The following is a 13,845-nucleotide window of genomic DNA, read 5'->3' as shown; positions in this document are numbered from 1 at the left end:
TCTTAACTCGAGTTCTTAATTCAAGTACTCAGCTCAAGCTTTTATCTCAAGTCCCAATTTGATTTCTACCGTGTTCCTTCGCATAATATAGCGCATCGTCCGCTTTTTTAAAATAACTGCCTAAATTTTCGCTCACTTCACCATACGGAATATGCACAAGACCCATGCTTACAGTCATGGGTTTTTCTATGCCAAAATCGTGATGTGCAATCTCATTGAGAATACGCTGTGCAACCATATGACCACTGACTTTTTCAGTATGAATGAGCAATATAACAAACTCCTCTCCACCCCATCTAAAAGCCACATCTGTTGGCCGGATTAGCGATTGAATCACCTGTGAAAACTTCACTAATATTTCATCTCCACGCGGATGACCATACGTATCGTTGATCACTTTAAAATGATCAATGTCCAGCAAAAGAAAATCCATTTCACTTTTACCGACATATTGGTGGACCATTCGATCAAATTTTCTACGGTTTGGAAGCCCTGTCAGTTCATCTTTCTCCATAAAAAGATTGAGTTCGTTAGCTGCATGCAGTTCCCTTTCAGAAATTCTTTTCAAAAACTCAAAACAAAGTATCAGGATAGAGATGCCAACTAGTGTATAGATCATGTCCCCCCATGGAATCCAGTCGATATTGTTTTCGCGAGAAGACAGATGTTCTGTATAAAATTTTGCAACTAAAAGAACGCCTAAAATTGAATAGGTGGCAACAAACTGATATTGACGTACATACCCTGCCACAACCACCAACATAATCACAAGTAGATGAATGTAAAACCTCAAAGAAATCGGCTCTCGGAACAAATACAGCGCAAATCCAAAGCCCAATAATACGGTACAATTCGCAGCGAGTTCAAGGCGTTTCTTTTTCCAGAAAATAAAAAACACCCCCATGAGAATCGTCACGACGAGGAACTGAATCCCCATCATTAAAAATTGTCCATTCAAAACGAGGTCAATGACAAACATCAGATCCGCATAGAGATACACAAAAATTAAGATGAGCAACGTATATTCACCTTTTTTTCGAACATAAAAACTCTCGTCTTCATAAATACTCAAGAGGGATTTAAAATAGCGTTTCATTCAATTCCCTCCTTTTTAGCGGATGAAGATCGTTCTAGTTTGAGTTCAGGTTGCATGTTTTTTGGTGTGCCTTGACTATTTTCAAGAACTGTCCGGTTGCGCCCAGATCTCTTAGCGATTAAAAGCATGTGATCTGCACGCGCAAACGCATCGCGCTGATCCACAACGTGATCCTCGACAGGATCCACGACAGGATCCACGAGGGAATCCGCTACGGGATCCAATCCTCGGTGCAATAGGTGATGATTTTGAGAGACACCTATACTGACGGTAATCGTCTCATTTTCAAGCAGTTGACTCTTCATGACGCTTTCTCGAAAAGCTTCTAATTGATGGAACCACTCGCTTATCGTATCGTGTGTCGTGATGACCACAAATTCCTCGCCACCCCAGCGATAGACACTTTCGCCTTCAAACATCTCCTTCATCATTCTCGACAATTTAACCAGCACCTAATCCCCCACATCATGACCATAATGGTCATTGATTATCTTAAAGAGATCAATATCAATCACTGCTAAGCAATACGCCACATGATTGCGATTCAGTGCCTCCACATCTTGATTAAATTTATTACGGCACAACAAACCCGTGAGAACATCTAAATTGGAAATCTCAGCAAGTTGATGCGTTTCTTCAATTTCATTTGCAATGATTCGGTTAAAATAATGCACAAACACCATAATCATCAGCACGCTTGCAACGATAAACACATTTTGTTTGAGTAAAATCATATGCGCCTGATCCCCAGTATACTGAAGATACAGATGGGCACTTCGCCCAATCATGAGCAACAGTAAGGATAAAACAATCAGTCGAATTTGCAGCTGATTGAGATGTACGATATACCCGACGATCAGCACCAATAGAATCTGTACATAAAAATGAAAATTGAGCTGCATATATAAGTGGCTAATGGTCGCCAAAATCCCTGCACTTAGCAGAATATACTGCGACATCAGCAAATGACCTTTTTTAAATACCCACCACACGACCATCAAGATCGCGACAATTGCAACTATAGAGGTCGTGTACAAATAGCCCATTTCACGTTCGAAACGCATCAAAAAAATCCCCAAAACTGCATATATCGCAATGAGGACATAAGAAAACAAGGTGTATTCCGCCTTTTTTCGAATCTTGTATGGCGACACCTTATAAGGCTCTGTTTGTTTTGAAATCCATTGATCCAACTTGTTCTCTAGATATTTTTTTAATGACTTTTCAGCGCTTTTATTCATATCATCTGCCTCGTTATCGTGTTTGCTATATACCCATTATATCGCATAATGATCACAATATCCTATTCAAATTCGTCGGTTTTTTACATAACAAGAATAAGTAGAATATTCTCTTTGAAAGTGAGAAATTCATTTATTAATAGTTTGAATTTTTATCGAAAATATATTAAAAACATAAGCGAACAATAATTAATGAAATTACAGTCGCCTTTCTAAGTTTAGAATGATATACTCATTCTAAAATCAGTTCCAAAATAAATCATCTTGTTAAGCGAGGTACATGAATGAATATTATTTATGAAGAAAAAAAGCTATGTCTCAATTGTATGGAAATTCATTTAGTAAAATATGTACAGGTTGAAGAAATAACAACATATAAAAACAAGACTATTCAATTTTTCGCAGAATATGAATTATGTGATATTTCACAAAGTTACTCAGAAAACGAAAAACAGATGAGTAAAAATAAGCATGCGCTAGAAGAAGCCTACCAAGTTCAAATAAGGGATTTATATGAGTGATAACAAAAATATCAGTTATCTTTTCCTGTAACACACCCCTGTCTGGGTTTTTAGGACATTAAATAAATAAAGCGTTTGTCATGAAAATCGTTGAAAAAAATGTTAAAATGGTGAAGCATCGACATTAAACGTATTATATGGAGGCAATTTTGAGTCAAAAGAAGAAATTTAGTTTATTGAAAGCGGGCGTCATTTTAATTGGGCTGTCTGTTATCTTGCACGTTGTACATTATCTGATATTTAGAGACTTACACCATGTTTTATTATATTTCATGGGGGATTTAGCCTTTATTCCTTTTGAAGTTTTTATTGTGTCTTTGGTTATTGATCGAGTCATTGAAGGCAGGGAAAGAAAACACGTTTTAGAAAAATTAAATATGTTGATCGGACTATTTTATTCAGAAATTGGCAATTCACTTCTCATGAAATTTGCGCATGCAGACGTAGAAACTTGCTATACGATAAAAGACGAGTTTAAGTTTGACTTTGGAACAACCTCTAAAGACTTTGATCGAGCAAATCAAATCATCAAAGAACACGTCTGTAAAATTGATCTAGGCCAGATGGATTTAATCCAACTCAAAAAAGAGCTGGGTGATCACAAAAGTCTTCTCGTCAACTTATTGTCCAACCCTTCTCTATTAGAAAATGAAAGTTTCAGCAATTTGCTTCTAGCCGTATTTCATCTAAATGAAGAATTGGCGATGAGAGAACTCTTTGAAACGCCATCTGACATGTCCAAAGCGGATGCGGATCATATAAAAGTCGACATCGAACGCGCATACAGAAGTCTTTCAGTGGAATGGGTGAGCTATATGAGACATTTAAAAGTCAACTACCCATTTTTATATCTGACCGCTTGCGAAAAAAATCCATTTTCGAAATATGAGGTTAAATTACCTTATTAGGGATGGGGCGAAATGCCTTTTCAGATAAACTACATTTTAACAAAACAGGGCACTCATGATCACATACATCATAAGTGCCCTTTCTTTTTTACTTCAATGCACCACATACCCACACCACTCAAAATGTTCATCCATGTCCACTTCAAACATGCCGCAATACGCTAGATTTTCATGATACTGAAATTGTCTCATGACTACACCGTGACACACGACAATGACTTTGTCGTAGCCTAAATATGGCTTGAGCGCCTCTTTCACGCGTTCAAAGACACTTTTTAAAGTTTCATAAGGTGGCAAATACTCCTCTGGACATTCGCCTTTATGCTGCGACATAGCCTTAGCTGCCTTTCCTACAAATTCTGCGCTGTCATAATTAAAAGTCAAATCTGGTAACCATTCGTGAAGATCCGCGACCACATCGATCTCTAAATCCAGTTCTTTTGATAGGATTGAAGCAGTTTGAAGTGCACGTGTGTAGGGTGATGACACAATCACATCAGCACCCTTTAACAGTTCCTCTTTCGCTGCTTTCTGCGCTTGTTCTCTACCTTCATCCGACAACTGTGCCAAATCTCGACCATGTCCTTTAAATCCTAGTTCCGTCACTCTTGTATAATCTGGTTCACCATGTCTTACAAATATAAATTTAGTCATAAGGTTTCTCGCTTTCGTCGGTGGATTGTTGAATGTTGATAGTGATCACTTCTTTTTCTTTAAAAAACTTCTATCAATGCGTTGTAAAACGTCCATAGATTTCTGATCAGGTTGTTCCGTTAGCATACTATACATAAATTGATTTTTAAAACTCATATTAAGAAAATTTATCTATCAAATTTAAAAATTCAAAAACATATGTGTCTAGAAAATTGTTTTTAATTATACTCGAAACAGGTACAAATAACATTCTTTTTACTTAACTTGATGTAGAATTCTCCTTCTTCATATGATTTTGATGAAGATAATATCGCAAGTTGATTTGACCAACTGATTTGTGTCACCAGTGTTGACACAAATTCCTTGTCCTTAAAGAATTCTCTTCATCTGTCTTTTCAGTGAGCATTTTTAGTAAATAGAGTAGTTTTAATTTTTGATTGGAACTTTTTGGCATCGCGTCACCTCCGACGATAACATCATATCACGGGATGTGTCCAATAAACCGGACATCCCCCAAATCTACATTCACTCCTCGCTCAAGCACGCTCTTAGACCTTCCATCAATCGTTCTTTTTCCGTACTTCCATTCGTTGCGAATCGGATCATTTTTATGCCTGCTTTTTCGAAAATCCCATCCTTCAGTCTATCGCGTTCATATTGCTTTGTTCCTTTATGATGGTACTTGTAACCATCCACTTCCACAACCAGCAAAGGTTCTTTGTTCAGTTTATTGAAAATCACAAAATCTGCATGCGAAAACGGATGATGGATGAATTGTTTTTCGTGTTCTTCGAATACACCGTGATCCTTGATCAGATAACCGAGGGAAACGTGCATCGCTGATTTCAATGCATTAAACGGTTCGAGTTTCAACACACTTTCAATCAAAGTCGCCATAAGATTCTCCGAATCAAATTCAGAGACATGAACCTTTTTCTTCATCAAAGGAATCAAAGATTTTTCATATTCAGAATACAAGCAATCGAAAATAGACACTTTCGAACTCTGCTTGATATTTTCACTGTCACCAGTATACTCAATATACTTGATCAGATCTCCAATATTACTTCCATGAAGCGCCTTAAAATCACTTCCTACTACCACGATCAGTTTCTTAACAGATCTAGACACAGCCACATTGATCATCTTTTTATCATCAATAAACTCATCCGGCTCTGATTTTACTGTACTGATAATAATTGCATCTTTCTCTCTACCTTGAAATTTATGAACCGTTTCAACTAAAATATCTGATTTGCCAATTAACACCTTCGTCTCATTGGCTTGTTGTCTATATGGTGTTACAATTCCGATTTCTTTTGTATCAAATTCAAGTGTCGGCAAAATTTCATCGCGTATGACTTCCATCTGCCTAAGGTTGATAAATCCCCCATCTGGATGTGGTCGTTCGTGATTTCCAGGCGCTGTTTTAAAAATGCTGAGCACTTCATCCTCTTCAAGTTCATTCGTCATAATAACCAATTGGTTATCATAATATTTTTCATTACAAAACCGGATAATCTGTGGATGACATCGATAATGTTCTTGCAGCATCGTCATTGGAACTCTATCGCCATAAACCTCCACTAGAGATTCTATAATGCTAAACTTCGTATAATCGTACTCAGGTGCGATGTGATATCGATCCATATAGGTACTATTGAGCATCGTTACATTTGCATTGACTATATGAGGCAACTGCATTGGGTCACCAACAATCACTAGATGCTTGCAGCACGACATTGAAAGCGTCGCAGTCACCAAATCTACCTGTGACGCTTCATCAATAATCAAATAATCAAAGTTTCTACCTTCTGGAATGTTTCTTCTGATAGAATGCGTTGTACTGAGTATCACAGGAAATTGCTTAAGAAATGAATCATAATCTTTTTTAAATGTCCCCGTATCAAACGACTGGCTCTCCATGTCATGGTATCGCTTATATAGAGCATTTTTCATCAAGATTTCAGATTGCTTTTGATAATCATCCATGAGCTTCTCAAAATTGCTTGATTTAAGCTTTGATTTGATCTCTTTGAGGCGTTCAATGCACTCACTGATCGCCTTTTCATAATAAAGTTGATGCAATTTAAGCACCAATAAATTTAGCTCCTGTTCATCAAGATTGATCTTTGTAAACCTAAACTCAAAGAACAACTTTAATCGATCTAGAAAACTGGCTTTATCCGACGCCATACTCATGCTTTCAAGGGTAGCGATAAACTTTAATAGCGTCTCACTTTTCCACTTGTTAACAGGTACAAATTTCCTCACATCAAAATCTAAATTCACATTTAAATTGAACTCAGAACTCGAAACATTGTAATGTTTCTGCTCAAGTCTCAACTTTGACAGTTTTTCTTTAATCATCGCTCTCTCGTTGATGAGCTCAAGTTGTTCGTTTAAATATACTAACGATTTGATCGCCTCTTTTTTGATTTGGTCCACATCGTTATCACTTTGTGCCCATTTGGATAAATCGATTTTCTCATTTTTGAGCGCATCAAAAAAATGCTTTTGATTCTCTGTGTTTCCAAGAGGTGCAGCGAAAAAATCATAGCCGTACTTTTGCAGTTTTTCGTACACATTCTGTGTAGCAGAATTATTTCCAGACACTACCGCCACATTCATGTTCCGATTCACAATGTTGGCTATAATGTTTAAGATCGTCTGAGTTTTACCCGTTCCAGGCGGTCCTTGAATAATAGAAATCTTGTTTGTCATAGCCTTTTCCACAGCAATCTTCTGACTCTTGTTTAATCCAAATGGAAATACCAATACCTCATTATTTTTAATAGGTTCAACTGTTTTCCCTAATGAGTAATCAGCAAAAACAGACTCACGCGAAATAAACTTGATCTTATCTAGTTGCTTCGACAAGAACGAGTCTTGATCATCGCTTTGATTAGAAGCATTTGAAATGGCTACTAGATACTGTTTCAAGTCCTGAATTTTAGGTTCAACCAAACATGAATATTCAATCTTCACATCATTTTTTCTATGTATTTCTGCTTTTTTATTACTGAAGAAGATTTTATAATACATCTCAAAATCCATCATGATTTCAATATTGTTTATTTTCCTTGAACTCACAGACACTAACGCGCCTTCAATATTCACAACCTTAGGATTCGTCAATACAAGAACTCGCTCAAAATTGAACTGATAAGGCTTAGAATTAGACCTAAAAATCAAAGTATAGCCCGTACGCGTTTTCTCGTACGAGCTGACTTCATGAGTTTTATCAACAAAATTGTTTGAGGTTTTGTCTTTTATTAAGATGAGTACTTTATATTGGGTTACGGATGTCATATGAATGCTCCTGTTAATGTGAATACAAGCTTAACAATCAATTGTTTTATCACAATTTTTCTATTTCCTGAACAATTTTGGTTCTTTTCTCAACATCTTTTAACTACCACATCTCTACAATCGGTTCATTTGGATTAATTATCTTTACTTCCTGATTCTCATTTACAACGATGATATGTAAATTATTTAACTCTCTATAATAATCCGGAAGTTTCATGCATTGAGCCTTATATTTATCTTCACACGGTAATGCTAGTCCATACTTATATAAATTAGATTGCATGCTTTTTGCCAATTGACCTATACAAGTATTAAAATCAACAGTTGTTTGAGAAGTCATCCCTTTTGCTTCAATAATCCATTTTTCAGACTCGTTCTCTGCTATTAAATCTATCTGTCCATCTTTTTCAATTTGATAACCGGTATCTACAAAATAGTTTTCGATCGCCTCTTGAATAAATGCTTCATTTGGATATATTTTTTCTTTTTTGAAGTATTTCATATAAACCACCTTATCCTAGACTTCAACAATAGTTGATCACTCGAAATTTTGTTGCCTCAACGAATCAAATTTTCTGCTAGGATTCCCCAATATCACTTTAATCAATCGTTGAGTACAAACGCTTGCAGCTCAGAATTTATCTATTCAATAATTTTTTTGATAAACATCAATCTTGTGAATACCTATGTATATTTTACCAATGTCTTCAAAATATTGATATGTACATTATGTCTCTTTATTATACGCTTATATACAATTTATTTCCATATATTAGATAATTCAAGTTATTGAAAAAGCTTCCTTCATACTTTACCCAACAAAATTCAAAGGTCTTCGTATTGCCATCATCGATAAAATACTCTTCGGGCTCACTCGTATTTATATACTCTCTTCAAAAAAAATGTATGAAACAGAATTTTCTTCTGAATCATACATTTCACAGCACTATCACTTAACGACAAATGCTACCTCAAGCTATTTTGAATAATCCGCACTAAATTGATCCACCTGTCCGATATAATTGAGCCATCATTCCGTTTTAGATTGAGCCACCATTCCGTTGTGTGAGCCATTTGAAATAAAACCTTTATACTGTAATCATACATCCAAAAGATGTAAATACATGTAAAGGAGGTCATTTAATGACCGATTATAATGAAATTCTGAGACTTAAAAGTCTTGGGTTTAGTGAGCGAAATATTGCGCTCAGCTGTTCTTGTTCGCGCAACACAGTCGCAAAAATAGTTAAAAAAGCGACCGAATTAGGTGTCCAGTGGACAAAGAGTAACACAAGAACCAACCATGAGTGGCAAACATTACTTTTCCCTGCTCAGAAAGAGCCTCATGGCAAGCGCCAACCCAACTATGCGTACATCCGAGGCGAACTGCTTAAAAACGGTGTAAGCAAGAAGTTGCTTTGGGCTGAGTACATGGAAGAATGCAGACTTAGCGGTGAAACACCACTCATGTACTCTCAGTTTTGTCGTTACCTTCAAGAGGATGAACAAAAGCGTCGTGCAACTATGCATATTAGTCGAAAACCTGGAGAACAAGTCGAGGTAGATTGGGCTGGTGATCCAGCCAAAATAATTGATCCCGATACCGGCGAAGTCATAGATGCATATCTTTTTGTTAGTGTCATGACTTATAGTCAATACGCGTATGTTGAAGCCTTCATCAATGAAAAGCAACGTGCTTGGATAACGGCCCATGTTCATATGTACAACTACTTTGGTGGTGTTACTAAGATTCTAGTTCCAGATAATTGCAAAACAGCGGTAGTTCACACCAAAGATTGGTACACGCCAAAACTCAATGCCACGTATCATGAAATGGCTGAACATTATGGTACTGCAATCATTCCAGCAAGGGTTAGAAAACCGAAAGACAAAGCAAATGTCGAGGGTACCGTTGGTAACATTTCTACTTGGATTACAGCTGCTTTAAGAAATGAACAGTTCTTCACTTTAGTGGAACTCAATGCTGCGATTAAAGAAAAACTTGAGATTTTTAACTCAAAGGATTTCCAAAAGAAAGAAGGCAGCAGGTGGAGTCTCTTCCACTACGAAGAGTTGCCTTTCCTAAGCCCACTACCCACTACCTCTTACGAACTGGCAGACTGGAAACAAGCCACCGTTCAGTTTAATTATCACATATCTTTGGATGGAATGCTATATTCCGTTCCGTATGAGTATATCAAACGTAAAGTAGATGTGCGGGTAACAGATAGAGTCATCGAAATCTTTTACAATCATAACCGTATTGCCTCCCACAAGCGACTTTATGGACGCAAGGGTCAATACAGTACCATCTTGGAGCATATGCCTCTAGATCATCAAAAGTATCTTGAATGGAATGGCGATCGCTTTAGAAAATGGGCCGAACAAATTGGCACACATACACATAAAGTTATCAGCGCTATTCTTGCCTCCAGTCGCGTGGAGCAACAAACCTATAAAAGCTGCATGGGATTACTCAGGCTAGCCGAGAGACATTCTGAAGAAAGCCTTGAAGCAGCTTGTGAAAAAGCTTTGAGTTATACTTCGAGTCCAAGTTACAAGAGTATCAAAAATATTCTTGCCGCTAGGATACTTGATAAGCCAAAGCCTATACCTGAGCAGATCGTAAAGAACAAATTCGGTGTAACACGCGGATCTAACTACTATGGAGGTAAAAATAATGATAAATAATTCGACTATTGATAAACTTATAGAAATGCGATTAACCGCAATGGCAGATGCTTATCGTCAACAAATTACCGATCCTCAAATGAAAGATATTGATTTTGAAGATCGTATTGGAATGATGGTTGATATTGAGTACACAAGAAGGAAAAATAATCGACTGTATCGTTTGATAAAAAATGCAGAGTTTGAACAACCCGGCGCAAGTATCGTAGATATTAATTATTCCTCAGGTCGAAAAATCAACAAAGACTTGATTAAACGTCTTGCAACTTGTGAGTATATAGCTGAATTTAGAAATATATTTATAACAGGTGCGACTGGAAGTGGCAAAACATATCTTGCTAATGCTTTTGGCATGGAAGCCTGTAAACATAAGTTTAAAACACAATATGTGCGACTTCCTGACTTACTTCTTGATCTTGAACATTCAAGAAACGAAGGTACCTATAAAAAAGTAATGGCAAAATATTCTAATCCTTTGCTGCTGATTATTGATGAATGGTTGCTATTAAAACCTACAGCTACGGAAGCAAAAGACATATTTGAACTTTTGCACAGAAGAAGAAAACACTCATCTACAATCTTCTGTTCACAATACCGACACGAAGGTTGGTATGATCAACTTGGTGGAGATGATTCACCTTTAGCAGATGCAATACTAGATCGCATCGTACATGATTCATACAAGATAAACATCGAAAGTGTAGACCCTACAAAAGATTTATCCATGCGAGAAGTCTATGGTCTAGATAAACGATTAAGCGAATAACTAAAAACTCGCTGGTGGCTCAATGGTTCCGGACAAGTGGCTCACGCCACACCGGAACTGAGGCTCCACCGAATAGGAATATTCACTATTTTGCTTAATTTTTATTACACTTAAAATATCATTTATTCATTGCTTGTACCAAATCTGTTATGGTCGATTCCAACCATTTTTCAAAGGCGAACACATCTTCACATCGCTTTTCTTCCACAAAATCATAGGACTTTAAAATCATTGGTCGATCCTCAATTGTCAGGATAAAGTATTCCTCTAAATCTGCTATTTTAACCGATTGTGACAAATTCATCTTCTGAATTACGTCTTCACCCAAACTACGAGAATACGTTCCAGGATGTGCACCTACTCTAAACATAGCGCTCGCATAACCTACACCACCTCTAACTCTAAACTTTCCATCATACTCTTTACTCATTTTACATTCCTCCTAAATTTATTAAATTTTCTCTATCAAAAATTGGGCATAAAAAAAAGCCCTTAAGGAGGCTCTGATCTCTCCTTATCGATGTTAGCATTACCACCTTACATACTGTAGGTTGGTGTGCGGTCACTGAGCTAACTCTCTACCACAACTCTTGATAAGCGTTATTAAACTATCATAAGTTTACCAAATCAATGGTTGGAATGCAAGAACTTTTATAACTATATATACTTGAAAATCCATTGTACAATTTTAGATTTTGCTGAAATTTCTTTTATTTGTGTATAATTATAAAGAATACAGTTATTTCATTGCATAAACGGTTAAATAGACAAAAACAAACATTTTCATCCATACGACGAAATCAAATTACCTATACTATTCTCTATAGACTTAGTCCTTATTTCTTCGAGTACGTTTAACTCATATAAATTGTATAAACAATTATGATTTAAAATACAGCATATACACTGCTACTAAATAAGAAGTTTTATGAAACTGAACATACTCTTTTTTTAAGAAATAAAGAATCCGTAAATAGTCCTAAATTTAGGATATAATCAATGCCTTCACTAAAAAAAATTGTAAGTTTGTAAAATATAAAAAAATTATTATTAATTTATTTCACTTTTTCCTTAAAGCACGAAGTTCATCACATAACTCTTTGCAGTTAATTCTACCATACAAACCTGGTCTACCAGCTGTAATTTGTCTTTTCAAACAATCCGGAATACCTTCTTCTTTCTTGAAATGAATACGCTCTTCAGATGTCCACGCACCTTGATTTTGATTGTCTTCATGAACATAAATATCTACATTTTCCGAGTTAATCAGGTACTCGAATGCTTCTTTTTTTTCTAACTCGTTATTAAACACAACTTGATTATTCTTTCCGTATATTAATTTTGACATAACTATTCTCCTTAAATTATTTTTGTTTTAGTTCACTATAACTCTATTTAATAACTTTATTTATTGCCTTTTAAGATGATATAAGCTAAAACTTGCTATTATTTATTAATATCTAAGCCGTTAAACAAACTATTTACTGCAATTAAATACGGTATCTAAAGACACTATGTCACTTTCATAATCGAATTAGATCCAAATTCAGCTGGTGAATAACAAAAGAACTTTCGTCTGATCGCGAATTATCTAATTGAATGAGCATATCAGAGCATGAAAAAATAGTAAAACCCAACGAAACAAGTCATATAAGGGGATGGGAATTAAAGCTTGTGATGAGTCCTATTACAAACATATCACTTATATCTAAAAATATAATTAATTTTATTCTTTCATTAAATGAATTGGCTAAACTCACATACCGATAAAAAAATTAAACCAAACATAATTGTAGTTGTTTTTTGGCTTGTACCATTTGATTTTTCCATATAATTACAGTTGAGTGATCTATTTTTATAACCATCAATTAACTCTTAACGATTTCAGCATCCATTATAATTGTTTTTAATGCTTAACTACAAATTTATAAAACAAAGCAATTTCAAATCACACGTTCTGATTTGTCATACAAAATATTACAATTCAACAATCATTCCCTGCTATCTACAACTATCCGAACTTTTTGCCTGATTCTTGTGATTGCTGAATCAACAGATTTTATAGAAGTTCCTAATTCTCCTGAAATATTTTTATATGACATACCCCGTATATATAAATCGTATACTTTCCTTTCATACTTTGATAAATTTTCATGTATTTGATTTTCCAAGAAGCTATAGCTTTCATAATTTACTAATTTATGCAAAGGATCATCATTTGGAGAAGACCTGAAATTTAGCATCTCTTCAAAATTAATATGCTCATTATCCATAAAAGCATCATAACGGATAGATGAATTAAGCACACTGTGTTTATTTCTATTATCTGATTTTACTGCGGTGATAATTGCTCTTTCAATACATAATTTTGCAAATGTTTTAAAACTAGATTTTTTACTGTCAAATGTAAGAATGGCTTTATAAAGCCCTAAAAATCCTTCTTGAAATAGATCTTCGAATTCTCCACCATTTAGATACATTTTCCGTGCACAGTACTTTACCAAATAAACATACTTTTCAAGAATATAAGGTATAACCTCTGGGTCGTTTTTGCATCTTTGTATCAAGAACTCATCAGGTTCATCAAAAATATCTACTGCAATCATTTTGACCTCCTATTTATTATTTGAGTCTATATCAATAAACAATTTATTAA

13 protein-coding genes and 1 riboswitch are annotated in these 13,845 nt (G+C 35.5%); of the genes, 4 read left to right on the top strand and 9 right to left on the bottom strand.

The features are described from left to right. Positions 1 to 46 precede the first annotated feature (46 nt). The 3 genes from ACZ41W_RS00470 to ACZ41W_RS00460 are packed head-to-tail and all read right to left on the bottom strand — an operon-like array spanning position 47 to position 2,337. On the bottom strand, positions 47 to 1,096 hold the full coding sequence (locus ACZ41W_RS00470; protein WP_464312926.1) for a GGDEF domain-containing protein: 1,050 nt from the start codon (positions 1,094 to 1,096) through the stop codon (positions 47 to 49). After that, the gene (locus ACZ41W_RS00465; protein WP_464312925.1) at positions 1,093 to 1,548 is read right to left on the bottom strand and encodes a nucleotidyl cyclase domain-containing protein; all 456 of its coding nucleotides are present in this window, start codon (positions 1,546 to 1,548) and stop codon (positions 1,093 to 1,095) included. Before ACZ41W_RS00465 ends, ACZ41W_RS00470 begins: the two co-directional genes overlap by 4 nt. Next, the gene (locus ACZ41W_RS00460) at positions 1,549 to 2,337 is read right to left on the bottom strand and encodes a GGDEF domain-containing protein (RefSeq protein WP_464312924.1); all 789 of its coding nucleotides are present in this window, start codon (positions 2,335 to 2,337) and stop codon (positions 1,549 to 1,551) included. 284 nt (positions 2,338 to 2,621) lie between these two features. Here ACZ41W_RS00460 and ACZ41W_RS00455 point away from each other — a divergent pair, with 284 nt between their 5' ends. Both ACZ41W_RS00455 and ACZ41W_RS00450 read left to right on the top strand, forming a co-directional pair. Then, positions 2,622 to 2,858: a hypothetical protein gene (locus tag ACZ41W_RS00455; protein ID WP_464312923.1), complete on the top strand. Its 237-nt coding sequence runs from the start codon at positions 2,622 to 2,624 to the stop codon at positions 2,856 to 2,858. Between the two features lie 149 nt (positions 2,859 to 3,007). After that, entirely contained in the window at positions 3,008 to 3,766 is a 759-nt protein-coding gene (locus ACZ41W_RS00450) for a hypothetical protein (protein ID WP_464312922.1), read from the top strand. A 93-nt stretch (positions 3,767 to 3,859) separates the two neighbouring features. On the opposite strand, the gene ACZ41W_RS00445 is transcribed toward ACZ41W_RS00450, so the two are convergent. The 3 genes from ACZ41W_RS00445 to ACZ41W_RS00435 form a co-directional block, all read right to left on the bottom strand. After that, positions 3,860 to 4,420, bottom strand: coding sequence for a histidine phosphatase family protein (locus ACZ41W_RS00445; RefSeq protein ID WP_464312921.1), 561 nt, complete (start codon positions 4,418 to 4,420; stop codon positions 3,860 to 3,862). Positions 4,421 to 4,945: 525 nt separating this feature from the next. Next, positions 4,946 to 7,732, bottom strand: coding sequence for an AAA domain-containing protein (locus tag ACZ41W_RS00440; protein WP_464312920.1), 2,787 nt, complete (start codon positions 7,730 to 7,732; stop codon positions 4,946 to 4,948). Positions 7,733 to 7,835: 103 nt separating this feature from the next. Further along, a complete protein-coding gene (locus ACZ41W_RS00435; RefSeq protein WP_464312919.1) occupies positions 7,836 to 8,234 on the bottom strand; it encodes a hypothetical protein in 399 nt (132 codons plus the stop codon). A gap of 641 nt (positions 8,235 to 8,875) precedes the next feature. Here ACZ41W_RS00435 and istA point away from each other — a divergent pair. Both istA and istB read left to right on the top strand, forming a co-directional pair. Continuing rightward, on the top strand, positions 8,876 to 10,423 hold the full coding sequence (gene istA, locus ACZ41W_RS00430; protein WP_464311844.1) for an IS21 family transposase: 1,548 nt from the start codon (positions 8,876 to 8,878) through the stop codon (positions 10,421 to 10,423). Further along, positions 10,413 to 11,189 carry an IS21-like element helper ATPase IstB gene (gene istB, locus ACZ41W_RS00425; protein ID WP_464311843.1) on the top strand — a complete coding sequence of 259 codons (777 nt, stop codon included), beginning with the start codon at positions 10,413 to 10,415 and terminating at the stop codon, positions 11,187 to 11,189. The genes istA and istB overlap by 11 nt, the downstream gene beginning before the upstream one ends. Before the next feature lie 118 nt (positions 11,190 to 11,307). On the opposite strand, the gene ACZ41W_RS00420 is transcribed toward istB, so the two are convergent. The 3 genes from ACZ41W_RS00420 to ACZ41W_RS00410 all read right to left on the bottom strand — a co-directional run bounded on the left by ACZ41W_RS00420 (position 11,308) and on the right by ACZ41W_RS00410 (position 13,795). Beyond that, positions 11,308 to 11,619 carry a hypothetical protein gene (locus ACZ41W_RS00420; protein ID WP_464312918.1) on the bottom strand — a complete coding sequence of 104 codons (312 nt, stop codon included), beginning with the start codon at positions 11,617 to 11,619 and terminating at the stop codon, positions 11,308 to 11,310. A gap of 81 nt (positions 11,620 to 11,700) precedes the next feature. Continuing rightward, positions 11,701 to 11,789: riboswitch (SAM riboswitch) on the bottom strand. A 460-nt stretch (positions 11,790 to 12,249) separates the two neighbouring features. Beyond that, positions 12,250 to 12,537, bottom strand: a complete 288-nt coding sequence (locus ACZ41W_RS00415) for a hypothetical protein (protein WP_464312917.1) — start codon at positions 12,535 to 12,537, stop codon at positions 12,250 to 12,252. 643 nt (positions 12,538 to 13,180) lie between these two features. Further along, positions 13,181 to 13,795, bottom strand: coding sequence for a sigma-70 family RNA polymerase sigma factor (locus ACZ41W_RS00410; RefSeq protein ID WP_464312916.1), 615 nt, complete (start codon positions 13,793 to 13,795; stop codon positions 13,181 to 13,183). Between the last annotated feature and the right edge of the window lie 50 nt (positions 13,796 to 13,845).

The sequence above is a fragment of the Fusibacter fontis genome (assembly GCF_055378735.1).
Note: the sequence above shows the minus strand (reverse complement) of the source record. Positions and strands in the feature narration are given on the sequence as shown.

Bases quoted from the DNA above. Each gene is read 5' to 3' on its own strand.
- ACZ41W_RS00440 (WP_464312920.1), bottom strand. From the start codon at position 7,732: ATGACATCCGTAACCCAATATAAAGTACTCATCTTAATAAAAGACAAA.
- ACZ41W_RS00470 (WP_464312926.1), bottom strand. From the start codon at position 1,096: ATGAAACGCTATTTTAAATCCCTCTTGAGTATTTATGAAGACGAGAGT.
- ACZ41W_RS00415 (WP_464312917.1), bottom strand. From the start codon at position 12,537: ATGTCAAAATTAATATACGGAAAGAATAATCAAGTTGTGTTTAATAAC.
- ACZ41W_RS00455 (WP_464312923.1), top strand. From the start codon at position 2,622: ATGAATATTATTTATGAAGAAAAAAAGCTATGTCTCAATTGTATGGAA.
- ACZ41W_RS00445 (WP_464312921.1), bottom strand. From the start codon at position 4,420: ATGACTAAATTTATATTTGTAAGACATGGTGAACCAGATTATACAAGA.
- istA (WP_464311844.1), top strand. From the start codon at position 8,876: ATGACCGATTATAATGAAATTCTGAGACTTAAAAGTCTTGGGTTTAGT.
- ACZ41W_RS00410 (WP_464312916.1), bottom strand. From the start codon at position 13,795: ATGATTGCAGTAGATATTTTTGATGAACCTGATGAGTTCTTGATACAA.
- istB (WP_464311843.1), top strand. From the start codon at position 10,413: ATGATAAATAATTCGACTATTGATAAACTTATAGAAATGCGATTAACC.
- ACZ41W_RS00420 (WP_464312918.1), bottom strand. From the start codon at position 11,619: ATGAGTAAAGAGTATGATGGAAAGTTTAGAGTTAGAGGTGGTGTAGGT.
- ACZ41W_RS00435 (WP_464312919.1), bottom strand. From the start codon at position 8,234: ATGAAATACTTCAAAAAAGAAAAAATATATCCAAATGAAGCATTTATT.
- ACZ41W_RS00460 (WP_464312924.1), bottom strand. From the start codon at position 2,337: ATGAATAAAAGCGCTGAAAAGTCATTAAAAAAATATCTAGAGAACAAG.